At 61.6% G+C, this 24,862-nt stretch carries 25 protein-coding genes; 16 read left to right on the top strand and 9 right to left on the bottom strand.

Features of this window, described 5'->3' with window-relative positions:
- The first annotated feature begins 22 nt into the window (after positions 1 to 22).
- The 6 genes from hemC to rsd all read left to right on the top strand — a co-directional run bounded on the left by hemC (position 23) and on the right by rsd (position 5,428).
- Positions 23 to 961: a hydroxymethylbilane synthase gene (hemC, locus tag OU997_RS07030; RefSeq protein WP_267809499.1), complete on the top strand. Its 939-nt coding sequence runs from the start codon at positions 23 to 25 to the stop codon at positions 959 to 961.
- Complete coding sequence (locus OU997_RS07025) at positions 958 to 1,731, top strand: uroporphyrinogen-III synthase (RefSeq protein ID WP_267809498.1); 774 nt, start codon at positions 958 to 960, stop codon at positions 1,729 to 1,731. Before hemC ends, OU997_RS07025 begins: the two co-directional genes overlap by 4 nt.
- Before the next feature lie 16 nt (positions 1,732 to 1,747).
- Positions 1,748 to 2,953, top strand: a complete 1,206-nt coding sequence (locus OU997_RS07020) for a uroporphyrinogen-III C-methyltransferase (protein ID WP_420713252.1) — start codon at positions 1,748 to 1,750, stop codon at positions 2,951 to 2,953.
- Positions 2,950 to 4,209, top strand: a complete 1,260-nt coding sequence (locus OU997_RS07015; RefSeq protein WP_267809497.1) for a heme biosynthesis HemY N-terminal domain-containing protein — start codon at positions 2,950 to 2,952, stop codon at positions 4,207 to 4,209. Before OU997_RS07020 ends, OU997_RS07015 begins: the two co-directional genes overlap by 4 nt.
- 7 nt (positions 4,210 to 4,216) lie before the next feature.
- The gene (locus OU997_RS07010; RefSeq protein ID WP_267809496.1) at positions 4,217 to 4,759 is read left to right on the top strand and encodes a DUF3833 domain-containing protein; all 543 of its coding nucleotides are present in this window, start codon (positions 4,217 to 4,219) and stop codon (positions 4,757 to 4,759) included.
- Positions 4,760 to 4,954: 195 nt separating this feature from the next.
- Positions 4,955 to 5,428: a sigma D regulator gene (gene rsd / locus OU997_RS07005; RefSeq protein WP_108489101.1), complete on the top strand. Its 474-nt coding sequence runs from the start codon at positions 4,955 to 4,957 to the stop codon at positions 5,426 to 5,428.
- 12 nt (positions 5,429 to 5,440) lie between these two features.
- Here rsd and OU997_RS07000 read toward each other — a convergent pair whose 3' ends face one another.
- Positions 5,441 to 6,085 (bottom strand): FKBP-type peptidyl-prolyl cis-trans isomerase, encoded by a 645-nt coding sequence (locus tag OU997_RS07000; protein WP_108489102.1) that lies wholly within the window; start codon positions 6,083 to 6,085, stop codon positions 5,441 to 5,443.
- Between the two features lie 126 nt (positions 6,086 to 6,211).
- Here OU997_RS07000 and OU997_RS06995 point away from each other — a divergent pair, with 126 nt between their 5' ends.
- Positions 6,212 to 7,054: an AlgP family protein gene (locus OU997_RS06995; RefSeq protein WP_420713251.1), complete on the top strand. Its 843-nt coding sequence runs from the start codon at positions 6,212 to 6,214 to the stop codon at positions 7,052 to 7,054.
- On the opposite strand, the gene OU997_RS06990 is transcribed toward OU997_RS06995, so the two are convergent.
- Positions 7,051 to 7,515 (bottom strand): TIGR02444 family protein, encoded by a 465-nt coding sequence (locus OU997_RS06990; RefSeq protein ID WP_267809495.1) that lies wholly within the window; start codon positions 7,513 to 7,515, stop codon positions 7,051 to 7,053. The genes OU997_RS06995 and OU997_RS06990 overlap by 4 nt on opposite strands.
- A 50-nt stretch (positions 7,516 to 7,565) precedes the next feature.
- Here OU997_RS06990 and OU997_RS06985 point away from each other — a divergent pair, with 50 nt between their 5' ends.
- The 4 genes from OU997_RS06985 (at position 7,566) to rhtB (ending at position 11,548) form a co-directional block, all read left to right on the top strand.
- Entirely contained in the window at positions 7,566 to 9,476 is a 1,911-nt protein-coding gene (locus OU997_RS06985) for an ATP-binding cassette domain-containing protein (RefSeq protein ID WP_267809494.1), read from the top strand.
- A gap of 26 nt (positions 9,477 to 9,502) precedes the next feature.
- Positions 9,503 to 10,060, top strand: a complete 558-nt coding sequence (locus OU997_RS06980; RefSeq protein ID WP_108489137.1) for a mechanosensitive ion channel family protein — start codon at positions 9,503 to 9,505, stop codon at positions 10,058 to 10,060.
- A gap of 6 nt (positions 10,061 to 10,066) precedes the next feature.
- Positions 10,067 to 10,834, top strand: a complete 768-nt coding sequence (locus tag OU997_RS06975) for a TerC family protein (protein WP_108489105.1) — start codon at positions 10,067 to 10,069, stop codon at positions 10,832 to 10,834.
- Between the two features lie 84 nt (positions 10,835 to 10,918).
- Entirely contained in the window at positions 10,919 to 11,548 is a 630-nt protein-coding gene (gene rhtB, locus OU997_RS06970; RefSeq protein ID WP_108489106.1) for a homoserine/homoserine lactone efflux protein, read from the top strand.
- 15 nt (positions 11,549 to 11,563) lie between these two features.
- On the opposite strand, the gene OU997_RS06965 is transcribed toward rhtB, so the two are convergent.
- The gene (locus tag OU997_RS06965) at positions 11,564 to 12,337 is read right to left on the bottom strand and encodes an SDR family NAD(P)-dependent oxidoreductase (RefSeq protein WP_267809493.1); all 774 of its coding nucleotides are present in this window, start codon (positions 12,335 to 12,337) and stop codon (positions 11,564 to 11,566) included.
- Positions 12,338 to 12,458: 121 nt separating this feature from the next.
- Here OU997_RS06965 and OU997_RS06960 point away from each other — a divergent pair, with 121 nt between their 5' ends.
- Positions 12,459 to 14,339, top strand: coding sequence for an FTR1 family protein (locus OU997_RS06960; protein ID WP_267809492.1), 1,881 nt, complete (start codon positions 12,459 to 12,461; stop codon positions 14,337 to 14,339).
- Between the two features lie 37 nt (positions 14,340 to 14,376).
- Here OU997_RS06960 and OU997_RS06955 read toward each other — a convergent pair whose 3' ends face one another.
- Genes OU997_RS06955 through OU997_RS06940 form a run of 4 tightly spaced genes read right to left on the bottom strand, consistent with a single transcriptional unit; the run spans position 14,377 to position 17,522 of the window.
- On the bottom strand, positions 14,377 to 15,120 hold the full coding sequence (locus tag OU997_RS06955; RefSeq protein WP_108489109.1) for a penicillin-binding protein activator LpoB: 744 nt from the start codon (positions 15,118 to 15,120) through the stop codon (positions 14,377 to 14,379).
- Position 15,121: 1 nt separating this feature from the next.
- Positions 15,122 to 15,712 carry a penicillin-binding protein activator LpoB gene (lpoB, locus tag OU997_RS06950; protein ID WP_177480041.1) on the bottom strand — a complete coding sequence of 197 codons (591 nt, stop codon included), beginning with the start codon at positions 15,710 to 15,712 and terminating at the stop codon, positions 15,122 to 15,124.
- A gap of 14 nt (positions 15,713 to 15,726) precedes the next feature.
- Positions 15,727 to 16,122 carry a YcfL family protein gene (locus tag OU997_RS06945; RefSeq protein ID WP_108489111.1) on the bottom strand — a complete coding sequence of 132 codons (396 nt, stop codon included), beginning with the start codon at positions 16,120 to 16,122 and terminating at the stop codon, positions 15,727 to 15,729.
- 11 nt (positions 16,123 to 16,133) lie between these two features.
- Complete coding sequence (locus tag OU997_RS06940) at positions 16,134 to 17,522, bottom strand: COG3014 family protein (RefSeq protein WP_108489112.1); 1,389 nt, start codon at positions 17,520 to 17,522, stop codon at positions 16,134 to 16,136.
- A 311-nt stretch (positions 17,523 to 17,833) separates the two neighbouring features.
- On the opposite strand from OU997_RS06940, the gene OU997_RS06935 reads away from it, so the two are divergent.
- A complete protein-coding gene (locus tag OU997_RS06935; RefSeq protein WP_108489113.1) occupies positions 17,834 to 18,283 on the top strand; it encodes a YaiI/YqxD family protein in 450 nt (149 codons plus the stop codon).
- Between the two features lie 100 nt (positions 18,284 to 18,383).
- On the opposite strand, the gene OU997_RS06930 is transcribed toward OU997_RS06935, so the two are convergent.
- Entirely contained in the window at positions 18,384 to 18,854 is a 471-nt protein-coding gene (locus tag OU997_RS06930; RefSeq protein ID WP_108489114.1) for a thioesterase family protein, read from the bottom strand.
- Between the two features lie 411 nt (positions 18,855 to 19,265).
- Entirely contained in the window at positions 19,266 to 19,928 is a 663-nt protein-coding gene (gene elbB, locus OU997_RS06925; protein WP_108489115.1) for an isoprenoid biosynthesis glyoxalase ElbB, read from the bottom strand.
- A 190-nt stretch (positions 19,929 to 20,118) separates the two neighbouring features.
- On the opposite strand from elbB, the gene OU997_RS06920 reads away from it, so the two are divergent.
- The 3 genes from OU997_RS06920 to ppk1 all read left to right on the top strand — a co-directional run bounded on the left by OU997_RS06920 (position 20,119) and on the right by ppk1 (position 24,839).
- Positions 20,119 to 21,354: a sterol desaturase family protein gene (locus OU997_RS06920; protein WP_267809491.1), complete on the top strand. Its 1,236-nt coding sequence runs from the start codon at positions 20,119 to 20,121 to the stop codon at positions 21,352 to 21,354.
- Between the two features lie 245 nt (positions 21,355 to 21,599).
- Positions 21,600 to 22,613 (top strand): porphobilinogen synthase, encoded by a 1,014-nt coding sequence (gene hemB / locus OU997_RS06915; protein WP_108489116.1) that lies wholly within the window; start codon positions 21,600 to 21,602, stop codon positions 22,611 to 22,613.
- 18 nt (positions 22,614 to 22,631) lie between these two features.
- Positions 22,632 to 24,839 carry a polyphosphate kinase 1 gene (gene ppk1, locus OU997_RS06910; RefSeq protein ID WP_267809490.1) on the top strand — a complete coding sequence of 736 codons (2,208 nt, stop codon included), beginning with the start codon at positions 22,632 to 22,634 and terminating at the stop codon, positions 24,837 to 24,839.
- The last annotated feature ends 23 nt before the right edge of the window (positions 24,840 to 24,862 follow it).

The following is a 24,862-nucleotide window of genomic DNA, read 5'->3' as shown; positions in this document are numbered from 1 at the left end:
AGTTCGTTTTCTGGAATTGCCCATGTCTCGCGAAATCCGCATCGCCACCCGTAAAAGTGCCCTGGCCCTGTGGCAGGCCGAACACGTCAAAGCCCGCCTGGAGCAGGCCCACCCTGGCCTCAAGGTCAGCCTGGTGCCCATGGTCAGCCGTGGCGACAAGCTGCTCGACGCGCCGCTGGCGAAGATTGGCGGCAAGGGTCTGTTTGTCAAAGAGCTGGAAACCGCCCTGCTGGAGAATCAGGCCGATATCGCCGTGCATTCGATGAAGGATGTGCCGATGGATTTCCCCGAAGGCCTGGGTCTGTACTGCATCTGCGAGCGGGAAGACCCGCGCGATGCCTTCGTGTCCAACACCTATGCCAGCCTCGATGCCTTGCCCGCAGGCAGTGTGGTCGGTACCTCCAGCCTGCGCCGCCAGGCCCAGCTGCTGGCGCGTCGCCCGGATCTGAAAATCCAGTTTCTGCGGGGCAACGTCAACACCCGTCTGGCCAAACTGGATGCCGGCGAGTACGACGCGATCATCCTCGCCGCTGCCGGGCTGATTCGCCTGGGCTTTGCGGAGCGTATTCGTTCTTCGATCAGTGCTGAAGACAGCCTGCCGGCCGGTGGCCAGGGGGCGGTCGGCATCGAGTGCCGCACGGCCGACAGCGAGATCCATGCGCTGTTGGCGCCGCTGCATCACCGCGACACCGCGCTGCGGGTTACCGCCGAGCGTGCGCTGAACAAACACCTGAACGGTGGCTGCCAGGTGCCCATTGCCTGTTATGCCGTGCTGGAAGGCGACCAGCTGTGGCTGCGCGGCCTGGTCGGTCAGCCTGATGGTGGCTTGCTACTGCGGGCCGATAACCGTGCATCGGTCGCCGAGGCCGAGCAGCTGGGTGTGCAGGTCGCCGAAGCCCTACTGGCCCAGGGCGCAGCGGCCATTCTGCAAGCCGTTTACGGCGAGGCCGCAGCCGAGTGACGGGGTGGCGTGTGCTGCTGACGCGCCCGGCGCAGGAATCGGCCGCGCTGGCGGCAACCTTGGCTGAGCAGGGCATCTACAGCAGCAGCTTGCCGCTGTTGGCTATTGAAGCCCTGAGTGAGAGTGCCGAGCAGCATGCCCTGCTTGCCGATCTGCCCCGTTACAGCGCAGTCATTGTGGTGAGCAAACCCGCGGCACGGCTGGGTCTTGACCTGCTGGGTCGCTATCAATTGTCAGTGCCTGCGCAACAGTCCTGGTTCAGCGTGGGCGCGGCCACGGCGCAGATTCTCCGTGAGCATGGCCGGCAGGTGTTTTACCCGGAAGAGGCCGATGACAGCGAGGCGCTGCTCGCCCTGCCGCCGCTACAGCAAGCGCTGGCGGCGAGCGCTGATCCACGGGTGTTGATTCTGCGCGGCGAGGGTGGCCGAGAGTTACTGGCCGAGCGCTTGCGCGGCCAAGGCGCGCAGGTGGACTATCTGCCACTGTATCGCCGGGTGCTGCCGGATTACCCGTCAGCGGCTCTTATCGAGCGGGTCCGGGCTGAACGCCTGAACGCCCTGGTGGTCAGCAGTGGGCAGGGCTTGCTGCATCTGCATGAACTGGCTGCTGATGCCTGGCCCGAATTGGCCCGGTTACCTGTGTTTGTACCCAGCCCGCGTGTTGCCGAGATGGCCCGTGCGGTGGGTGCGTACTCTGTTGTGGATTGTCGCGGTGCGAGTGCCGCGGCGTTGCTGGCAGCGTTGCAGACGCAACCTGCCCCCGATCTCTGACGCAAAGGATGGATACGTGAGCGAAGCAACTACTCCGAAAGACCAAGGCCCGCACGACCACGAAGTAAAACAACCTGAACAGGCAGCGCTGGATGCTGCCACTGTTTTGCCGGCTACGCCCGCGCCTGCTGCAAGCAAACCGGCTTCGCGTGGCAACGGTCTGGCGCTGCTGGCCTTGTTGGTCGCGGCTGCGGGCGTCGGTGCAGGTGGTTGGGGGCTTTGGCAGTTGCAGGCGCTGGACGCTCGCGAGCAGCAACAGGAAGGCCGCTTGCTGGAGGCGCGTAATGAGGCGCAAAGCCTGGTGCGCACTGGCGAGAAACTGGAGCAGCGGTTCGATCAGCTGCCGAGTGTCGAGGAATTGGAAAGCCGTCGCCGTTTGCTGATGCAGTTGCAGGGCGATCAGCAAGTGCTCAACCAGCGTCTGGAAACCGTGCTCAGTGCCAGTCGTCAAGACTGGCGCCTGGCTGAGGCCGAGCATCTGCTGCGCCTAGCCAGCCTGCGACTGTCCGCGTTGCAGGACATCAACAGCGCCACTGAGCTGGTTCGGGCTGCCGATGAGATCCTTCACGAACAAGATGATCCGGCGACATTTGCTGCCCGTGAGCAGCTGGCCAAGAGCCTGCAAGCGCTACGCTCGACGGTGAATCCCGACCGTACCGGGCTGTTCCTGCAGCTTGGTGCTTTGCGTGAACAGGCGGCTCAGCTAAACGCTCAGGCGCCCAGTTTCGCAGGTCAAGGTGGTGTGCTCAGTGAGTTGGCCGATGCCGGTGCGGTCGAGCCGCAATGGTGGCAGCGTGCTCTGCAGATCTTGTCGGAATACTTCCGCATTGACTTCAATGCGGACCGCAATATCCGTCCCCTGCTGGCGGGGCAGAGCCTGACCCAGGTGCGTCTGGCTCTCAGTCTGGCGCTGGAGCAGGCGCAATGGGGTGCCTTGCATGGCCAGACGGCGGTGTACCAGCAAGCCCTGCAGCAGGCTCGTGAGGTGCTGGATGCGCACTTTGATGTGGATAACCCCAACAGCCGAGCCCTGCGCGTACGGCTCGATGAATTAGCGCAGCAACCAATTGCCGTGACGCCGCCGGACCTGAGCCCTGCGTTGAATGCCCTACAGGCGTATCTGCAGGCCAAGCAGGCTGCGCGTCTGCTGCCGGGCGGTGAGGCGCAGCCTGCGGCGGCCCACGATGACGTCGAGGCGCAATTGCAGGAGGCCCTGCAATGAAGCGCCTGTACTGGTGGCTGCTGATTCTGGCGCTGCTTGTCGGCGTCGCCAGCCTGGTGTTGTTCGGCCTGCCGCTGGCCGAGCACAAAGGCTATGTGCTGATTGCCTTCCAGGGCTTTCGCTATGAGTCCAGCCTGTGGGCGTTTGTCGCGTTGATCCTGGTGCTTGGGTGGCTGGTGTATCTGCTGCGCTGGAGCCTGAGGGCGCTGGTGACCTCGGGCAGCCTGCTTAACCCCTGGTCACGTCTGCACAGCCGTCGGCGCGTACGCTTGGCCTCCGAACAGGGCTTTCTCGACCTGGCAGAAGGCCGTTGGGCACGTGCGCTGCGTCATCTGAAGCAGGCTGCCTACAACTCACCGCAGCCGCTCAGCTACTACCTGGGGGCGGCGCAGGCAGCCAATCAGCTGGGGCAGTACGAGGACAGCGACGGTCTGCTGGAACAAGCCCTCAACCGTCAACCGCAGGCGGAACTGGCGATTGCCCTGCAGCATGCCGAGCTGCAGCTGGCGCGCGGGCATACCGAGGCCGCGCTGGAGACTCTGCAGGCGATGCGTGCACGGCACCCCCATCATCATCTGGTGCTGCGTCAGTTGCAGCAGCTCTACCGGCAGTCGGCGGATTGGTCGGCCTTGCTCGGTCTGCTGCCCGACCTGCGCAAGGAGAAGGCCCTGGGCAACGCCGAATTGAGCGAGCTGGAACGTCAGGCCTGGCGGGGTCGCCTGCTTCAGGCAGGGCATGCGAGCGGCGATGCGCCGGCGTCCCTGGCGGCGCTGCAACAGACCTGGCGGGCCATGTCGACGGCGCAGCATCAGGAACCCGAACTGCTCGCGGTGTATGCCGAACAGCTGCGTCAGCTGGGTGCCGAGGGGGAGGCCGAAGAACTGCTGCGCCAGTACCTCAAGCAGCATTACGACGTGGCGTTGGTGCGCCTGTATGGCTTGCTGCACGGGCGTGATCCGGGGCGGCAACTGCAAGTGGCAGAGAGCTGGCTGAAGCAGCATGCGAATGACGCTGCGCTGTTGCTGACCCTGGGTCGTCTGTGTCTGCACAGCCAACTGTGGGGCAAGGCCAGGGATTACCTGGAAAGTAGCCTGACCTTTCAGCGTCACCCGGAAACCTGCAGCGAGTTGGCCCGCCTGTTGGCACAGCTGGGTGAGCTGGAGCGCAGCAACAGCCTGTATCAGGAGGGCCTGCATCTGCTGGATGCGCGCCTGTGTCCGGTGGCTCTACCGGCGCTAAATGAAATGAACCACTGAGGTGTCTATGCGAAGGCTGTTGCTGTTGTGTCTGCTAAGCGTGCTGGCAGGTTGTGCGGGCCCACAGGTGAGTGATTACGTTCATGAACAACCGAGTCTCGAACTGAGTGATTACTTCAACGGCGAGCTACAGGCCTGGGGCATGTTCCAGAATCGCTCCGGAGAAGTGATCAAGCGCTTTCACGTCGCCATGACCGGCACCTGGGACGGTGATGTGGGCGTGCTCGATGAGCGCTTCACCTACAGCGACGGCAGCACCGAGCGACGTGTCTGGACATTGCGCAAGCAGGCTGACGGCAGCTGGCGGGGTACGGCGGACGATGTGGTTGGCGAGGCTATCGGTGAGGTCGCTGGCAACGCCTTGCATTGGCGTTACCAGCTGCGGCTGAAGGTCGATGACTCAACCTATGTGGTTGATTTTGATGACTGGATGTTCCTGATGGACGGTCAGGTCATGCTCAATCGGGCGCGTATGTCGAAGTGGGGTGTTGATCTTGGTCAGGTCACCTTGAGCTTTTACAAGCCTGTGGTGGCTGAGAAGGCGGAGTAGTCGCCGGTTAAACGCTTGTATGAAATTTTCTCCGGCACTGCCTTGAAGGCTGCAGCCCGCGGGAATAATCTGGCTCGCGAGTACCGCCGGAAAGTTGCCGTTTCACGGTTGTCTTCCCAGACCTTGCTGTGATTGACAAAAAAATGTCTCTGGCAGGCGAACAACACTAATAGCGATAGGGAAGTAGAGGTCATCATGCTTGAGAGTTGTCAGAACGCCCAAGAACGCTGGGGTGGGGTTCACCTGCTGATTGACCGCTGGCTGCAAGAGCGCAAGGAGCTGGTGCAGGCATACGCCGCCATCAATGACTCGGCACAGGCACCGAGTGCCAACGCAGAAGCCCTGCAGCACTTCTGCGAAATTCTCGTGGACTATGTGTCCGCCGGGCACTTCGAGGTCTATGAGCAGCTGACCAGCGAAGCCAAGGCGTTCGGTGACCAGCGTGGCCTTGATCTGGCTAAGCAGATCTACCCGCGTATCGAGGTGATTACCGAGGTGGCCCTGGCCTTTAATGACCGTTGTGACAACGGCGACTGCCACGACTCGGTGTCCCTGCTCGATGAACTGAAACGCCTGGGGCAACTGCTGCATGAGCGCTTCGAGCTGGAGGACTGCCTGATCGAAGTCCTGCACAATGCTCATCAGGAGCAGGTCGCGCCTGCCCTCTGACACGCTGATCTACTATTCCTTGGTGTCGAGCAGTTCCAGCTCGAACACCAGGGGTGAGTAAGGCGGAATCAGATCGCCTGCACCTTCCTCGCCGTAAGCCTGGGCTGATGGAATCACCAGACGCCATTGTGCCCCCACCGGCATGTCCTGCACGGCACTGCGCCACCCAGCAATTACGCTGTCGAGACGAAACCACTGCGCGGTCTGGCTTTCATCAAACTGGCTGCCATCGGCCAGATAACCGATGTAGCGCACCTGGATGCGGTCTTTCGGGCCAGGTTTGGCGCCACTGCCGGCACGCAGCTCCTGCACCAGCACACCATTGTTCAGCACGCGGATACCGGCCTTGGCCTTCTCGCCTGCGAGAAAGCGCTTCTCCGCTGCCTTGGCCCTTTCGATGCGTTCCGGGGCGGCAGCCAGGTGCGCTTCATGTTCGGCCAGCAGGCTTTCGATGCGCTTCTCATCCAGCGCCAGAGGCTCATTGCGGTAGGCCTGGCGCAGCCCATCGAGCAGCGCCTGCAGGTGCAGGTCGGGCACTTCGTCGCGCAGCCGTTCACCGAGTTTGACGCCCAGGCTGTAGGCCAGATCGTGTGAGTGATCATCGGCCTGGACCGTAGAGGCAAGCAGGCAGATCAGGAGCAGGGTCAAGCGAGACATGGAGGTTCTCCGGCCGAGGATGGCCCGATTATGCCAGCCAGGTGCTCAAGCTCAAGGCGTGAGGTGGCAAGGCGAGTGTGAGGCGGTCTAGTATGAGCGTTATCTTCATCCGCCAGGAGGCGTGTCATGTCGCTTACAAAGAATGCAAAGAAGAAGTCCGTGAGTACTCCGCTGCACCTGCTGCAGCAACTTTCCAGTAGTCTGCTTGAGCACCTGGAGGACGCCTGCACGCGCGCCCTGGTCGATGCTGAAGAATTGCTCGCCAAACTGGAGAAGCAACGCGGTAAGGCCCAGGAAAAGCTGCACAAGGCACGCAGCAAGATGCAGGACGCAGCCGTCGCCGGCAAGGCCAAGGCCCAGGCCAAAGCCAAGGACGCTGTGGCTGAACTTGAGCAATTGCTCGATACCCTGAAGGATCGGCAAAGCGAGACCCGCAGCTATATCGCCGGGCTCAAGCGTGATGCGCAAGAGAGCCTGAAACTGGCCCAGGGCGTGGGCAAGGTCAAGGAGGCCGTGAGCAAGGCCCTGGACAGCCGCGCTGTCAAAGCTGCACAGGTTAAACCCGCCGCCAAGCCCGCTGCGGCCAAGGCACCCGCTAAACCTGTGGCCAGCAAAGCCGCTGCCAAACCTGCCGGGAAAAGCCCCGCCGCGGCTAAAGCACCAGCCAAGCCCGCGGCGAAAACTGCCGCCAAACCAGCGGCGAAGAAACCCGCTGCAGCCAGCGACACCAAGCCGGCGGCGAGCAAAGTGGCCACTGCAGCAGCACCCAAGGCAGTGAGCAAACCTGTGGTGAAAAAGGCTCCAGCCAAACCGGCGAGCAAACCAGCGGTAAAACCGGCAGCAAAACCTGCAGCCAAAACACCGGTGGCCAAGCCCGCCAGTAAGCCCGCAGCGGCCAAGCCGGCAGTCGTTGAGGCCACTGCTGCGCCAGCTGTCAGCCCAGCCAGTACCCCTGCCAGCGCCGTTTAAGCGGTGAGGTGTGCCGCCGCGACTCGCAGCCTGTGCAGCGCGTCGCGGCTGGCCTGCGCTGGGGCCAGGCATTCCAGCCAGTCCGGTGATGCATCTGTGCGCACCGCCTCCCAGGCCTGACAGCGCGCCGCCAGGCGCTCCAGCTGTTCGCGCTCTGCAGCCAGTTCCAACTGTTTCACCTGTTCGCGCAACCGCGCCAGGGTCTCATCGCTTTGGGCGGCTTCACGCCAGCCTTGGCGTAAGCAGCGTAGCGGCACCACCACCTGCTGCCGCCAGGAGTAGGCCAGTTCACGCAATGCCTCGGCATGTTCCTCGGTACAGGCAATCTGTCGGCGTTCCAGCCAGGCGGCACACAGCAGCAGGCAGACATCGGCCCCCTCGTTCTGCAGCAGCAGGCAGGTGGCTTCGACATCACGCGCTTGGTAGAGGGTTTGGGCAAACCGCCACAGGTCAGTAGGCATGGTGCTTTCCGGGCTTATCAAAAAGGACTCTGGTAGACTCCGCCGCCATTATGATCCGACTCCAGAACCTGACTTTACAGCGTGGCCCTCAGCGTCTGCTAGAAAACGCCGAGATGACCCTGCACCCCGGCCACAAAGCCGGTCTGATCGGCGCCAATGGTGCCGGTAAATCCAGCCTGTTTGCCCTGCTGCGTGGCGAGCTGAGTGCCGACGCGGGCGATTGCCTGATCCCTGGCGATTGGCGCGTGGCCCACATGCGCCAGGAGATCGAGGCCGTCGAGCGCCAGGCGGTCGATTATGTGCTGGATGGCGACGTACGCCTACGTTGTGTGCAGGCCGAGTTGGCGCAGGCCGAAGCCGCCCATGACGGTGCCGCCGTAGCCCGCCTGCACACCGAACTGGATACCCTCGATGGCTATTCGGCTGACGCACGTGCGCGCAAGCTGCTGGCTGGCCTGGGCTTTGACAGTGCGCAGATGGACCGCCGCGTCGGCGACTTCTCCGGTGGCTGGCGCATGCGCCTGAACCTGGCGCAGGCGCTGATGTGCCCGTCCGACCTGCTGCTGCTCGACGAACCGACCAACCACCTCGACCTCGACGCGATCCTCTGGCTGGAAAGCTGGTTGAAAGGTTACCCCGGTACTTTGCTGCTGATCTCCCATGACCGTGATTTCCTGGATGCCGTAGTGGACCACGTTGCCCACCTCGATCAGCAGAAACTGACCCTCTATCGCGGCGGCTACTCGGCCTTCGAGCGCACCCGTGCCGAGCGTCTGGCGCAGCAGCAACAGGCTTACGAGAAGCAGCAAGCGCAGCGCGCGCACATGGAAAAATACATCGCCCGCTTCAAGGCCCAGGCCACCAAGGCGCGTCAGGCGCAAAGCCGGATCAAGGCTCTGGAACGGATGGAAGAGCTGTCGGCGGCGCATGTCGATTCGCCTTTCGACTTCAGTTTCCGTGAGGCCGACAAGATCTCCAGTCCGCTGCTCAGCCTGAGCGAAGGCCGCCTGGGTTACGGCGACAAGGTGGTGCTGGAGAAGGTCAAGCTGAGCCTGGCGCCCGGTGCGCGGCTGGGTCTGCTCGGACCGAACGGTGCGGGTAAATCGACCCTGATCAAGAACTTGTCGAACGAACTGCAACCGATCAGCGGCCATCTGCAGCGCGGTGAGAATCTGGTGGTCGGCTACTTTGCTCAGCATCAGCTCGATGCTCTGGACGACCATGCCAGCCCGCTGCTGCATTTCCAGCGCCTGGCCCCGACCGAGCGTGAGCAGACCCTGCGCGACTTCCTCGGCGGCTTCGATTTCCGCGGCCCGCGTTGCGATGAGCCAGTACAGAACTTCTCCGGTGGCGAAAAGGCTCGCCTGGCCCTGGCGCTGATTGCCTGGGGCAAGCCCAACCTGCTGCTGCTCGATGAACCAACCAACCACCTCGACCTGGAAATGCGCCTGGCATTGACCATGGCCCTGCAGGAGTTTTCCGGTGCCGTGGTGGTCGTGTCGCACGATCGTCACCTGCTCAAGAGCACCACCGATGAATTCCTCCTGGTTGCTGATGGCCAGGTGCGGCCGTTCGACGGTGATCTGGAAGATTACGCGCGCTGGCTGGTGGACTACCGCGCGCGGCAGGCACCGGCCAGCAGCGGCGACAGCAACCCGGACAAAACCGACAAGCGGGTGCAGCGCCAGGCGGCAGCGGCCCTGCGCCAGCAATTGGCTCCACACAAACGTGAAGCCGAGAAGCTGGAGAAGGAGCTGGGCCAGGTGCAGGACAAGCTCGCGGCTGTCGAAGCCCGTTTGGCTGAAAGTGACATCTACGATGCCGTGCGTAAGGACGAACTGCGCGATGCCTTGGCCGAGCAGGCCAAACTGAAAGTGCGTGAAGCCGATCTGGAAGAGCGCTGGTTACAGGCGCTGGAAACCCTGGAGGCTCTGCAGGCTGAGCTGGAGGCCGCCAGTTGAGGTTTGAGTGGCCTTCTTACGCATGGCTGTTGACCTATAGCGAGCCGCTGATTCGCGCAGGTCAGGTACTGCTGATTCTGTTCTTGGCCTGGGGGCTGCAACGCTTTTTGGCGCGTGGCCTGAATAGCTTGGGTGCACGTTATCCGCAGCTACCGGCCGAGGTGCTGTTACCGCTGCGCGGAACGGTGCGATGGCTGATCATGGGCAGTGCATTCATGCTGGTGCTGGAGCGGTTGGGCGTGTCGGCTGAGGTTCTGTGGACGGCGCTCACAGGGTTTGTGGCTGTCGCCGCTGTCGCGTTCTTTGCTATCTGGAGCGTGCTGTCCAACCTGTTCTGTGCGCTGCTGATCATCACCCTGGGGCCGTTCCGTATCGGCGACTGTGTTGAAGTCATCGAAAGCGCTGACAAGCCTGGAGTCAAAGGCCGCGTCTTGTCGGTGAACCTGTTTTACACCACCCTCGAAGACCTCAGTGAGGAAGGTGTGGGCGCGCTGATGCAGGTGCCCAACAGTTTGTTTTTCCAAAAGGCCGTGCGCCGCTGGCGCAATGGCGAACTCCCCTCACCCCGAAACAAAGAGGTTTAAGCATTTATGGAATGGTTGGCCAGCCCGGAGCTCTGGGTCGCTTTTCTGACATTGACGGCCTTGGAAATCGTCCTCGGCATCGACAACATCATTTTTATCTCGATCCTGGTCAGTCGTCTGCCCAAGCATCAGCAACCCAAGGCGCGTTTCTTCGGCCTGGCCCTGGCCATGGGCACGCGGATTCTGCTGCTGCTATCGATCAGTTGGGTGATGCGCCTGACCGCCGATCTGTTCCATGTATTCGACCAAGGCTTCTCCGGCCGTGATCTGATCCTGTTCTTCGGTGGCCTGTTCCTGCTGTGGAAGAGTACGGCGGAGATCTTCCACAGCCTGGAAGGTGAAGAAGAGGCTCAAACCGTCGGTGGCAAGACCTATGGCTTCATGGGCATCATCGTGCAGATCGCGATCATCGACATCGTGTTCTCCCTGGACTCGGTAATCACTGCGGTCGGCCTGGTCGACAACGTGCCCGTCATGGTCGCGGCCATTGTGATTTCGGTGATCGTGATGATGCTGTCAGCCGGCACTATCAGCGACTTTATCGACAAGCACCCGAGCCTGAAAATTCTTGCCCTGTCGTTCCTCATCGTGGTCGGTACCGTGTTGATCGCCGAAGCCTTCGAAGTGCATGTGCCGAAGGGTTATGTGTACTTCGCCATGGCCTTCTCGCTGGCGGTGGAAGCCGTCAATATCCGCATGCGCACCGCTCGTGCTCGTGCACGCAAGGAAGAAGACGCGGAGCCGGTGCAGTTGCGCAAGGACTTGCCAAACTAAACCACAGGCTGGGCGAGGCAATCGACAAGGGGTAGGCTAAGGCCTACCCCTTTTTATTTCGCATTTGTTTAACGGAGAAATGCCATGGCACTGGAAACCTGGCTTGCATTCTTTGTGGCCTGTTGGGTCATCAGCCTGTCGCCGGGTGCCGGGGCGATTGCCTCGATGTCCGCAGGGCTGCAATACGGGTTTCTGCGCGGTTACTGGAATGCCCTGGGCCTGCAGTTGGGCCTGGTGTTGCAGATCGCTATCGTGGCCGCCGGTGTCGGGGCGATTCTGGCCGCGTCGGAATTGGCCTTTAGCCTGATCAAGTGGTTCGGTGTGGTTTACCTGGTGTACCTCGGCTATCGCCAATGGCAGGCGCTGCCCAGCGACATGAGCGCACAGACCGAACGGCCCATCGGCCGACCGCTGACTCTGGTGCTGCGCGGTTTTCTGGTCAACTTCAGCAACCCCAAAGCGATTGTGTTCATGCTCGCGGTGCTGCCGCAGTTCCTTAACCCGCAGGCGCCGCTGCTGATGCAGTACCTGGTGATGGGCGTGACCATGATCTGCGTCGATCTGATTGTGATGGCCGGTTACACCGGTCTGGCCGCACGTGTGTTGGGCGCGTTGCGTTCGCCGCGTCAGCAGAAGCTGATGAACCGCACTTTCGGCGCGCTGTTTGTGGGGGCGGCGGCACTGCTGGCCAGCGTACGTCGCGCGCCAGTCTGATCTTCGCGGACATAGTTACCAGGGAATCGGCTGGCCGTCCCAGCCCCAGAACGTGCCGGTCTGAGCCGGGCCGTGCTGCTCAATCTGCGCCAGCAGGCATTCGGCGGAGTAGCGTGGGGTAAACAGTTTGTCGGCGGGCACATTGGCCTGAAAGGGTTTCGACAGGTCGGTGTTGGTGGTGCCGGGGTGCAGGCTGAGCACGCAGCTGTTGGGGTTGAGCCGGCTCAGCTCAATGCTCGCCGTGTGCAGCAGTTGATTCAACGCGGCTTTGCTGGCGCGGTAGCTGTACCAGCCGCCGAGGCGGTTGTCGCCAATCGAACCGACCCGCGCCGACAGCGCCGCCACTGTGCAGGCATGCTGGCCGCGTAGCAGCGGCAACAAATGCTTGAGCAGCAAGATCGGCGCAAAGCTGTTGCGCTGAAAGGTTGCCAGCAACCCCTCAAGCGTGATCTGACCCAGGCCCTTTTCCGCTTTCGCCGCGCCGTCCTGCAGCACGCCAACGGTGCACAGCAGCAGGTGCAGGCGCGGGATGACGGTGCGTAAATGCGCGGCCAGCTCGCTTAGCGCCTGTTCATCGCACACATCCACATCCAGACAGTGCAAGCGTTGGCCGTATTGCGCTTGTAGCTCAAGCAGGCCGGGCGCCTGACTGGCTTGGCGGGTGATGGCCCAGACCGCGGCGACATCGGTGCGGGCGAGCAATTGTGTGGTCAGCGCCAGGCCGATCCCCCGACTGGCGCCACAGACCGCAACATGCGCGGGTTCATTCAGGCGTTGCCAAAAAGTCATCGCATCACTCCTGCACCGTTGCGACGATCCGTCGCGGGCCATGGTCGATCAGTGGTTGAGGAAAGTTATTAGGAGGGCAACAATCGAATGTCATCCATTCGTATTTGGGATCAACTCCTATATGACTTCCGTTTTACGTTTCTGCAGCTGGTTGCTGGTGCCTGTGTTGGCATTCTGCAGCCTGGCTGTTATGGCCGAGCCCATCGAGGGCGCGGCGCAAGCATTGCATCTGCTCGGTTACCTGGGCGCTGACTACCCGGCCACCGTGGCCAATGGTCAGGTGATCGACTCCGGCGAATACCGTGAGCAGCTTGAGTTTCTTACTGTACTGCAAGGGCTGATCGTTGCGCTGCCAGCGCGTAGCGAGCAAGCCGAGTTGGAACAGGGCGTTGCCAGTCTGCGCCAGGGCATTGAACAGCGTGTCGACGGCGGCCAGGTTGCTCAGCAGGCACGGCAGCTGGCCGCGACCCTGGCCAGCGCTTATGGGGTCAGTCAGACCCCGGCGATTACCCCCGATCCTAGCCGTGGCGCGCCGCTGTTTGCCCAGCACTGCAGCGTGTGCCACGGTGATAGCGGTGCGGGTGATGGGCCGGCCGGTATCGGCCTGGAGCCGCCTCCAGCCAACCTGCGCGACCTGGCGCGGCTCAACCGTTTGAGCCTGTATGACCTGTTCAATACCATCGGTCTGGGCATCGAAGGTACGGACATGGCGGCTTTTGCCGATCAGTTGGATGAGCGTCAGCGCTGGGACCTGGCCAGTTATATCGCCGGCTTCAGTGCCGAGCCGGTTGCCGTCGGTGCGCCGTTCACGATGGCGGCGTTGGCCGGTACAAACCCGGATGAAGTGGCCGCCGCGCAGGGCGATGAAGCGGCTGCACGCTTCCGTATCCAGCGTGCTCAGCCTCCGGTGCAACAGCGTGGCCCGCTGCAGTTGATCGAGCATACTCGCGCGACCCTGGAGCAGAGCCTGGCGGCCTACCGCGTCGGTGAGCACGAGCAGGCCTATGACCTGTCTGTCGGCGCTTATCTGGAGGGCTTCGAGCTGGTCGAAAGCGCCCTGGATAACCTCGACTCGGTGCAGCGCAAGACCACCGAACGGGCGCTGATGGCTTACCGCCAGGCGCTCCAGGACGGTTTGCCGGTGCCGCAGGCGGCGCAGCGGCTGGAGCAGGCCAAGGCCGAGTTGGCGACTGCTGCCGCCTTGCTCGACAGCGATGGCCTGTCGGCTTCGCTGAGTTTCTTCTCCAGCCTGCTGATTCTGCTGCGTGAAGGGCTGGAGGCGATTCTGGTGCTGGCGGCGATTCTGGCCTTCCTGCGCAACACCGGCCAGCAACAGGCGGTGCGCAGTGTGCATATCGGCTGGGGCCTGGCGCTGCTGGCTGGGGCTGGCACCTGGGCACTAGCGGCCTATCTGATTGACGTCAGCGGTGCGCAGCGTGAACTGCTGGAAGGCGTGACTGCGCTGTTCGCCAGCGTGATGGTGCTCTGGCTCGGGGTGTGGATGCATGACCGCCGGCATGCCGCAGCCTGGCAGGATTACATCAAGAGCAGTCTGGTCGGCGGTGGCGGTCGTTTCGGCTTTGCCGTGCTGGCGTTCTTCTCGGTGTACCGCGAGTTGTTTGAAGTCATCCTGTTCTATGAAACCCTCTGGCTGCAGGCTGGTCCGCAAGGCCATGGCATGGTGCTGGCCGGTGCGGCCGCGGCGCTGGTGCTGCTGCTCGGGCTGGCCTGGGTGATCCTGCGCGGCTCGCGCAAGCTGCCGCTGGCAACTTTCTTCGGTGCTAATGCAGTGTTGCTCTGCGTGCTCTCGGTGGTGTTCGCCGGCCATGGTGTGGCGGCGCTGCAGGAAGCCGGGGTGCTGGCGACGCAGCCGGTGGCGTTTTTCGAGTTCGACTGGCTGGGTATTCATGATGACGCCTACAGCCTGGCGGCCCAGGCCACGGCGCTGGCGGCCATCATCCTGTTGTATGGGCGCAGCCAATTGACTCGCAAGGTCGCCTGAGCCAGAAAAAACAGGCGGCCATCGGGCCGCCTGTGGATTAACGCAGAATGACCGGCGCTTCGTTGGGGGGCAGTGTGCTGTTGCCTGACGGGCTTTGCAGGCCAGGGGTACGGTTACCGAGCAGTTGCTCGTGCAGCTGACCGGCAACGTCTTCACCCAGCGCCTTGGACACATCGCGGATTACTCGCCCGCGATTGGGGGTGACGCGGATATCGTTGCCATTGACCAGTTTCACGTCCTGCGCTTCACCCATGGCGGTGAACGCCGAGGTGATTTCGTAGGTTCGGGTATTGATCAGGCTGAAATCCGCCACCAGGGTCAGGCCGAGCACCTTGGAGTAGCTGTCGGTTTCGGCTATGTCGTTGAGGTCCTGGCGGAAGTCGATATCCGACAGGGTGCCGAACAGCACATAGTCAGCGCCCTTGAAGTGACCCTGCTTGATCCGCGCGATGACGTCGTAGAGGCCTTCGTTCTGCTTGGCGGTGTAGGGTTTGCCCTGAATCAGCTGGAACATCCGTGATTTGAGGATCTCGCCCTTGATGTCACCGGTGAACTTGCGCAGTTCGCCGCGCTCAACGTAGCTGTAGGTTCCTTCCACTTCGTTGTAGCTGGACGAGTTGCTTGCCGAAAAGCCACTGGCCTGGGCCTGGCTGTGCGCACTGACCACGCGGATGTATTCGCGTACACGTTCCTCGTAAGCCAGATCGGTGACCGCGATCTTGGGTGCAGCCTGGGCCAGCCCGGCGATGCCGAGCAGCAGTAATGCGATCAGATGCTTCATCTCAGCGCTCCGTAGTTTTGCGGATTTCTTTTTCGTCCATCCACTCGGCCAGGCCGCTTTCCACATCGACCAGTTGCAGGCTGAACTTGTAGAACACGTCTTTGTAATCGCTGCTGCGTTTGACGATGGAGCTGATCGAGCCTTCCAGGCGGTATTGGGCAGCAATCATGTTGCCGGTTTTGGCTACCGTGGAGTTCTTGTACAGGCCGCTCTGGTTCTGCAGCTTCAGCTGGTCAACCTGGCTCTGCATGTCGACATTGTCACTGGCGAAACGGGCTACACCGCTCTTCAGCAACTGGGTCTTGATCGATGTGGTGATTTCGCGGGTATCGATGTACTCGCTGGTCTTGTTCTTCACATCGTATACCTGCACCACCGGACGCCCCTGCAGCACGCCAGACTGAGCCAGCGAGCGGGTCATCGATTCGGCGATCATCTGCAGATCGGTGGAGCCGAACTCATTGGTTACCAGCTCGACAGCCTTGCTGTCGCCATAGCTGACATTGCCGCCACCGAGCACGGGCGACGAGGTGGAGGCACAGCCACTGGCCAGCAGAGCAAGGGCGGCTACGAAGGAAAGGCGTGCAAACAACATGGCGATCTCTCTTAACGGAACAGGTTGACGTTATTGTCGGGCGTCTGGACTTCCAGACGGAAGTCGGTGGCCTGCGGCACTGGGGCGATGGCAGGCAGGTAGGCGGTTTGCGTGCCGTACAGGGTCAGGCTTTTCCAGCCTTCTTCGCCGGCAACCGGGAACCCGTCATTGCCCAGCCAGGCAAAGCGGTAGTACATGGATTTGTTTTTGTGGCTGCTGTTCTTCAGCTCGACTTTGACGGTGAGAAAACCGTTTTCACGGGCAACGCGCATGGCACCGACTTCGATGTGCTCCATGCTGCCGAGCGATACCACCTTGCTGGCCGCGCTGCCTGGTGCAGGCGGGGGCGGTGTGGCACAGCCGGCCAACAGGGCCAGGCCGAAAATGGCAAAAAGCGGACGTGACATCATCTGTCTCCTTAAAGGCTAGAGGCCTGTGCCACACTGGGCAGCGGCGCGGGTGTAACCAGATTGGCGGCGGTGCCGCTGGTGAAAATCTGCCTGCCGATCAGGCGCAGTGGCACAACCTGGTAGTTCTGTTCAACCTTCAGACGTACCTGACTGTCGGCGAGTTGCAGCAGATGCTCACCTTTTTTCAGTCGCAGGCGAATGATCTGGGTGTTGTCGGGCAGGGTGCGCCAGGTGCGTTCATCGGCGCCTTCGGTGATGGCCGATGCGATGCCTACGGCCAGGCCTGCGAGCGGGTTGACATCGTTGAGCTGTTTTTGGGCCACGCTGCGTGTGGCGGCACGTACGCTGGTGCGCAGAATGATGCCGGGCATGTCGTCACGCAACGCGCGGCGCGACATGGCTTCAGTGCTGTTGAGTTCAGTCAGGCTCAGGCTCTGTGCGTCCAGCGACAGGCTGCTGATGTCTGCAGTGGAGGCATCGCTTTTAATCACCGGGAAGGACAGCGGGGTGATGATCAGACCACTGCTGGTTGGAATTGGCAGAGGAATGCGGACCGAGTCCCGTGCCGGAGCCAGCCCGGTTTGCACCACCAGCAGCACATCGCTTTGATCGGCTGCACGGGCGTCGGGCTTGTCCAGCTCAAGCAGTGCCTGCTCCAGCAGCGGCGTGTCAGGGCGTAATTCAGCAGCCTTGCGGTAGCCAGGGGCGGCCATGCCGCGTTCGCCCAGCGCTTCATAAACGAAGCCGGACAGGTAGTGGCTGAAGGCGCTCTGATAGCTGTTCTTCAGGCTGATCACCTCTGGGGCATTCAGCGACTCCACGGGGTAACCCTGGAGGTCCTTGAGTTCGGCCGTGACGCCCTGTTTTTCGGCCTCTTCCTCGCGCTTGAGGTATTCCTTGTCGCGCAGTTCAGCAATCAGTGCTTCGCGCTCATGGGTCTTCTTGATTTCAACGCGCGCCGCTTCGAAGTCGCCTAAGGCCAGGTGGTTGATGGCCATCTGGGTGGTTAGCATGACTTTTTCGTAGTCATACCCTTCATAACGGCGCACCCGGTCATTGACCAGAAAGCTGCCGAATTCGCCCAGGTATTTGTTTGGGTCGCCGCGCACAGCTTCTTCCCACGCCATGACCTGCTTGTCAGCCTCGGTCCAGGCGGCCAGGCTACCTTGCAGATCGCCTTTGCTGCGCAGCAGTTCGCCTTTCTCGAAGTAGTAGAGAAGGTCTTTGCTTTCGCCGTTGTTGTTCTTTTCCAGGAGCGCCAGGGCTGCGTCGATATCACCGTTTTGCAGGTGCTGGTTGGTTTGGGTCAGCTCGCTTTCGTAGCTGCGGAAAGCCGCACAGCCGCTTAGGAGCAAAGACGCGCACAGCATGAGCGCGACTAGAGCACGAGATTGCATCGGATACTCACATTTTCATCGGGTTCGTAAATTCTGCCGACTCTGCGGTCAGCAAGACGAGGTCCGCTTGGCGTGCATTGCTTTTGGCTATCCTGCCAATCCCTCATAAGCGCGAGGGCCAAAATACCTTTTGGGCATAAATGGTGGGGGCGAAATTATATGCCCAATTTTGTGGTGCGTAATGGCAATTTGTTCGCGTCCAGACCAGCTGTCGTCTCTCAGGGGATGACACTCAGCGTGAACAGTGGCGGCGAGCATGGCTCGCAGGTTGCAACTGGCATAATGATGCTTTGCTGAGGGAGAACACGCGCATGCGAGTCTGGATTGATGCCGATGCCTGCCCTAAGGCGGCCAAGGATCAGGTGGTGAAGTTCGCCCTGAAGCGGCGCTTCGAGGTGCTGCTGGTGGCGGGGCAGGCGCAAGTCAAACCGGCCTACAGCTGCGTGCGGCTGATCGTGGTACCCAGTGGCCCGGATGCGGCGGATGATTACCTGGTTGAACACGCTGTGCCAGGTGAGTTGGTGATCTGCAGCGACGTACCGCTGGCCGACCGCCTGGTGAAAAAAGGCGTGGCGGCTCTCGACCCACGCGGCCGCGAGTTTGATGAGCGCAACATGGGCGACAAGCTGGCCGTGCGTAACCTGTTTACCGAGCTGCGCGAACTGGGCCAGGTCGGCGGCGGTCAGCCGCCGTATGGCGAGCGCGACAAACAGGCGTTCGCCAATTCACTGGACCGCATCCTCACCCGCTTGAGCCGTTAGTGCATCCTGCGTGCTGCTGTGGGAGGCGCTTCAGCGGCGAGCCTTGGCGTCTCATGCGGCTAAAGCCCTCCCGCATCGCTGCTCTCTGAACCGACCTGGACTATCCGCACAGATAAGTGCCAGTGCCGACAGCGACCAGGGTGCCATCGTCGCTGTGCAGTTCGCTGCGCACCACCGCCACCTTGTTGCCTGTGCGCAAGAGCACGGCGGTGGCGGTAAAGCGCTGGCCGCGGCCGGGGCGCAGGTAGTCGATGCGCAGGTCGATGGTGCCGAGCTTTGACAGCCGCGCCATGCGCTCGGCGCTGGACAAATGCTGGTGCTTATCGAAGGCGCCAATCAACGCCATGGCGCCGCCAGCCACATCCAGCAACGAGGAAATCACCCCGCCATGCAGAATGCCGTGGACAAAGTTGCCGATCAGTTCGGGCTTCATTGGCAGGTGCATGGTCACGCGCTGGGCGCTCAGCTCATCCAACTCGATACCGAGCACCTGATTGAAAGGAATGCGCTGAAAAAAGTTGCTGACCGCCTGCTGTAATTCAGCGGTGAGCTCAAAAGGTGGGTTGTTCATGGAGATCGTGCCTGGGCGAAGGGATGCTCAACCTGCCGCACTCGAGCTGATCTGGCCAGTGGCGCGGCTGGAGTGCCGCGCGCATTGGCGTGATTGACCTGATATGCCGGGCTGAGCCGGCCAATTAACAGATCGTTGGAAAAAACGTAGGCGAGGCAGGCAAGACAAGGCGCTACGTTAGCAACAGCCTCCGGCTGGTCAACACGGCCGAGAAACGCAGCGTAGCGGAGTAACAGCCAGCGGCTGACCCGCAGGGTGAGCGCAGCGAATCAAGCGGAGTTTACGGGCTGTAAATGAGCATGACTCGTTTCACTCGCCCTTCGGGTCGCGCTAAAGCGCGTGAGCCGCCAGCGGCTTCCGAGGCCGTTTTTAACGCAGTATTGCCAACGCAGGTAGTTTTTCAGCGATCTGTCAGGCTGGGTGGCTGAGCTCCAATACCCGATCCACCAGCTTGTTGATCCCCGAGGCGGCCTCACTGATCGACTGGGCGAGCATATAGGCCGGGGTGGTTATCAGCTTATGTTCGGCGTCTTCGACAATCTCGCTGACTTCACACTCATGGTGCTCGGCGCCCATCTGCACCAGAGTCGCGGCGGTTTCATGGTCCTTGCCGATGGTGCAGATCACGCCGTTGCCGAAGATCTTCGCGGCCAGCGCCGGGGCGATGCAGATCAGGCCCACCGGTTTGCCGGCTTTGACGAAGGCCTGGGTAGCGCTCAGTACATCGGGCTGCACCGTGCAGTTGGCGCCGCTGATGGCGAAGTCGGAGAGGTTTTTCGCCACGCCAAAACCGCCGGGCAGGATCAGCGCATCGAAGTCGCCGACATGCAGCTCCTTGACGTCCTGGATCTTGCCGCGGGCGATGCGTGCTGACTCAACCAGTACGTTGCGCGTGTCGTCCATTTCGTCGCCACTGTAGTGATCGACTACGTGCAGCTGCGGTACGTTGGGGGCGAAGCACTGCACCTGCGCGCCGCGCTGATCGAGGCGCAGCAGGGTGATCACGCTTTCATGGATTTCCGCGCCGTCATAGACGCCACAGCCGGAAAGAATCACCGCGACTTTCTTGCTCATCAAATTCTCCTGAATAACCCGCTGTATCGAATTGAGTCGTGTCCTGTCGTCGCCTGAGCCCTAATGTCGCCATATGCCACCCAGGTTGGCATGGCGCGCCGCGAGGCGGATGTGACGCTGGGCTAGGATTTGTTCAGCATCCTAGCCGTTAGCCGCGTGCTGCGATATGGCCTATGCAACAGGTGAAACCATGAATTACATCCTCTATGCCGTACCGTTCTTCTTTGCCTTGATCGCCCTGGAACTGCTGCTCGACCGCTGGCGCGGGGTCAGCACCTACCGCTTCTCCGACGCCCTCAACAGCCTCAGTGCAGGGGTGCTGTCGACCACCGTGGGCCTGCTGACCAAGGCCGTCGGGTTGCTCACCTACACCCTGGCCTGGCAACACTTCGGCGTGTTCGAGTTGTCGGCCAGCAGCCTGTGGGTCTGGCTGTTTGCCTTCGTCTTCTACGACTTCTGTTACTACTGGAACCACCGCCTGGGTCACGAGCGCAACGTGCTCTGGGCCGCGCACTCGGTGCACCATCAGAGCGAGGACTACAACCTCTCCACGGCGCTGCGGCAGACCAGTACCGGTTTTATTTTCGGTTGGATCTTCTACCTGCCGATGGCCATGGCTGGTGTGCCGCCGCTGGTATTCCTCACCGTGGCGGCGCTCAACCTGCTCTATCAGTTCTGGGTGCACACCCGGCATATCCCCAAATTGGGCTGGTTCGAGTGGTTCTTTATCACACCGTCCAACCACCGCGTGCACCATGCGCAGAATGCTGTGTATATGGATCGCAATTACGGCGGTGTGTTCATTCTCTGGGATCGGTTGTTTGGCACCTTTCAGGAGGAATTGGACGAAGAACCGGTGATATTCGGCGTAACCACGCCGCTGGCCAGCTGGAACCCGCTGTGGGCCAATGCGCAGTTCTATGTTGCGCTGTGGCAGGACGCGGTACGGGCCGAGTCCTGGTGGGACAAGCTGCGCATCTGGTTTATGCGCACCGGCTGGCGCCCGGCCGATGTCGCGGCCAACTACCCGCAGAACAAGCCGGACCTTAGCCAGTTCGTCAAATTCGACGTGCCGCTGAGTCTGGCGCAGAAGCTCTACGCCGGTGTGCAGTTCAGCCTGTATGTGGTGGCGGGCACCTGGCTGCTGGGCATGGGCGACACACTGAGCCTGACGCAGGCGCTGCTGGGCATCGTCTGGATGGCCGTGGGGCTGATGACCATCGGCTGCTGGCTGGAAAACCGGCCGACGGCCAAGCGTCTGGAAATACTGCGTCTACTGTTCAACCTGCCGGCGGCCTGGCTGGCTCTGCAACTTGGTCTGCTAACCGCTCAGCCACTGCTCTGGGCGCTGCTGCTGGGTTACAGCCTGCTCAGTGTCGGTGCGCTGTTCTGGACGCCGCGCGGACATAATCCCGTGCCTGCTTAGGCAGAGACTGCTGCTGAACCCGATAACGCTGGACAGGCGCAGGCCTGTTCCACCGTTATGCGTTTAAGCCTTGTTATTCGGCCTACCTTCCTGCTTTTCCGGCATATCCTCGCGCCCGTCGCAGCGCTATGCTTGCTGGGCTTGCGGCAAGCGGTCGCAGCGCTGTCGTGCGTTGTCATACTTTGGTCATAATGGCCGCTTATAACTGTCACACTCGCCCGTTGCTGCGGGCTTCGGAGTCTGCCGTGAGCTTTACCCCCGCCAATCGCCTGTTTCCCGCCACTCGCCTGCGTCGCAACCGCCGTGATGATTTTTCCCGGCGTCTGGTGCGGGAAAACCGCCTGAGTGTCGATGACCTGATTCTGCCGGTGTTCGTCCTCGACGGCGAAAACCGCCGCGAAGCGATTGCCTCGATGCCCGGCGTCGAACGCCTGTCCATCGACCTGCTGCTCAAGGAAGCCGAGCACTGGGTCGCTTTGGGTATTCCGGCGCTGGCGCTGTTCCCGGTGACGCCGCTGGAGAAGAAATCCCTGCTGGCGGAAGAAGCCTGGAACCCGGACGGCATCGCCCAGCGCGCCATCCGTGCTCTGCGCGCCAAATTCCCCGAACTGGGGGTGATCAGCGACGTGGCACTGGACCCATTCACCACGCACGGCCAGGACGGCATCCTTGATGATTCCGGCTATGTGATGAACGATGTTACGGTCGATGCATTGGTCAAGCAGGCGCTCTCGCATGCCGCTGCCGGTGCCCAGGTGGTCGCGCCCTCGGACATGATGGATGGCCGCGTACAGGCGATCCGCGAGGCGCTGGAGCTGGCCGACCACAGCAATGTGCGGATCATGGCCTACTCGGCCAAGTACGCCAGCGCCTACTACGGCCCGTTTCGCGACGCGGTGGGTTCGGCGGCCAACCTGGGCAAGGCCAACAAGGCCAGCTACCAGATGGACCCGGCCAATGGCGACGAAGCCCTGCATGAAGTGGCGGCGGACCTGGCTGAGGGCGCGGACATGGTCATGGTCAAGCCGGGCATGCCCTACCTGGACATCCTCTGGCGGGTCAAAACGGAATTCAAAGTGCCGACCTTTGTCTATCAGGTCAGCGGTGAGTACGCCATGCACATGGCAGCGATCCAGAATGGCTGGTTGGGCGAGGCGGTGATTCTTGAATCACTAACCGCCTTCAAACGTGCGGGTGCTGATGGCATCCTGACTTATTTCGCCGTGCGCGCGGCAGAACTGCTGAAGCAGGGGCAGTAGGCCCCACAGGAACTCCAGATGAACACCGAAGGACTCAGTAACACCGAATTGCAGGACGCCCAGCCGGTCGTCGAGGACGCCGCCGTGGTTGAGGCGCCACCTGCCGAGGCACCCGCTCCGGTGGTTGTCCCGGCGCCTGTGGTGATCCACAACCTGGATGACAGCAGCCTGTATATTCACCGCGAGCTGTCGCAGCTGCAATTCAATATCCGCGTGTTGGAACAGGCGCTGGATGAGTCCTATCCGCTGCTGGAGCGGTTGAAGTTTCTGCTGATCTTCTCCAGCAACCTGGATGAGTTCTTCGAGATTCGTGTGGCTGGTCTGAAGAAGCAGATCAACTTCGCCCGCGAACAGGCCGGCGCGGATGGCTTGCAACCGCATCAGGCGCTGGCACGGATTGCCGAGTTGGTGCACGAACAGGTGGATCGTCAGTACGCGATTCTTAACGACACCCTGTTCCCGGCGCTGGCCAAGCACAACGTCAACTTTATCCGCCGGCGCTTCTGGACGGCCAAGCACAAGGCCTGGGTACGTCGCTATTTCCGCGACGAGATCGCGCCGATCATCACCCCGATCGGCCTCGACCCGACCCACCCGTTTCCGCTGCTGGTGAACAAGAGCCTGAACTTTATCGTCGAACTGGAAGGCATTGATGCCTTCGGCCGCGACTCCGGTTTGGCGATCATTCCGGCCCCGCGTTTGCTGCCGCGCATCATCAAAGTGCCGGAAGAGGTTGGCGGGCCGGGGGATAATTTTGTCTTCCTCTCATCGATGATCCACGCCCATGCCGATGACCTGTTCCAAGGCATGAAGGTTAAAGGTTGCTACCAGTTCCGCCTGACCCGTAACGCTGACCTCTCAGTCGATACCGAAGACGTCGAAGACCTGGCCCGCGCCCTGCGTGGTGAGCTGTTCAGCCGCCGTTATGGCGATGCCGTGCGCCTGGAGGTGGTCGATACCTGCCCGCGCCCGCTGCTCGATTACCTGCTCAAACAGTTCAGCCTGACCGAGGCCGAGCTGTACCGGGTCAATGGTCCAGTCAACCTGACCCGCCTGTTCAGCATCACCGGCCTGGAAAGCCACCCGGAGCTGCAGTACACACCGTTCACCCCGGTGATCCCCAAACTGTTGCAGAACGCCGAGAACATCTTCAGCGTGATCAGCAAGCAGGACGTGCTGTTGCTGCACCCCTTTGAATCGTTCACCCCGGTGGTCGATCTGCTGCGTCAGGCGGCGAAAGACCCGCATGTGCTGGCTATCAAGCAGACGCTGTACCGCTCCGGGGCCAACTCGGAGATCGTCGACGCGCTGGTGGAAGCGGCGCGTAACGGCAAAGAAGTGACCGCGGTGATTGAACTGCGTGCGCGCTTTGATGAAGAGTCCAACCTGCAACTGGCCAGCCGCCTGCAGGCGGCTGGTGCGGTGGTGATTTACGGTGTGGTGGGTTTCAAGACCCACGCCAAAATGATGCTGATTTTGCGCCGCGAAGCCGGCGATATTGTCCGCTACGCACACCTGGGTACCGGTAACTACCACGCCGGTAACGCCAGGCTGTACACCGACTACAGCCTGCTCACCGCTGATGTTGCGCTGTGTGAAGACGTGTCCAAGCTGTTCAGTCAGTTGATTGGCATGGGTAAGACCCTGCGCATGAAAAAGCTGCTGCACGCGCCGTTCACCCTGAAGAAGACCCTGCTCGACATGATCGCCCGCGAAACCGCGCTGGCGGCCGAGGGCAAGCCGGCGCATATCATTGCCAAGTTCAACTCGTTGACCGATCCGAAGATCATCCGTGCGCTGTACAAGGCCAGCCAGACCGGGGTGAAGATCGATCTGGTGGTGCGCGGCATGTGCTGCCTGCGTCCTGGGATTATCGGGGTGTCGCACAATATCCAGGTGCGCTCGATCATCGGTCGCTTCCTTGAACACACGCGCGTGTTCTATTTCCTTAATGGCGGCGAGGAGAAAATTTACCTGTCGAGTGCCGACTGGATGGAGCGCAACCTCGACAAGCGCGTCGAGACCTGCTTCCCGGTGGAAGGCAAGAAGCTGATTCTGCGGGTTAAAAAGGAGCTGGAAAGCTACCTGACTGACAACACCCAAGCCTGGGTGCTGCAGCCGGACGGGCGTTATCTGCGTGTCAGCCCAAGCGGTAACCAGAACCCACGCAGCGCGCAGGCAGGCTTGTTGGAGAAGCTGACGGCACCGCTGATCAGCGCCCGCTAGGCAAGTGGGCTGATACCCATCGC

Origin of the sequence: Pseudomonas sp. SL4(2022), assembly GCF_026625725.1 — a bacterium.
Classification (GTDB): Bacteria; Pseudomonadota; Gammaproteobacteria; order Pseudomonadales; family Pseudomonadaceae; genus Aquipseudomonas.
The sequence above is the reverse complement of the archived record's forward strand: the minus strand, read 5'-3'. Positions and strand labels throughout refer to the sequence as shown.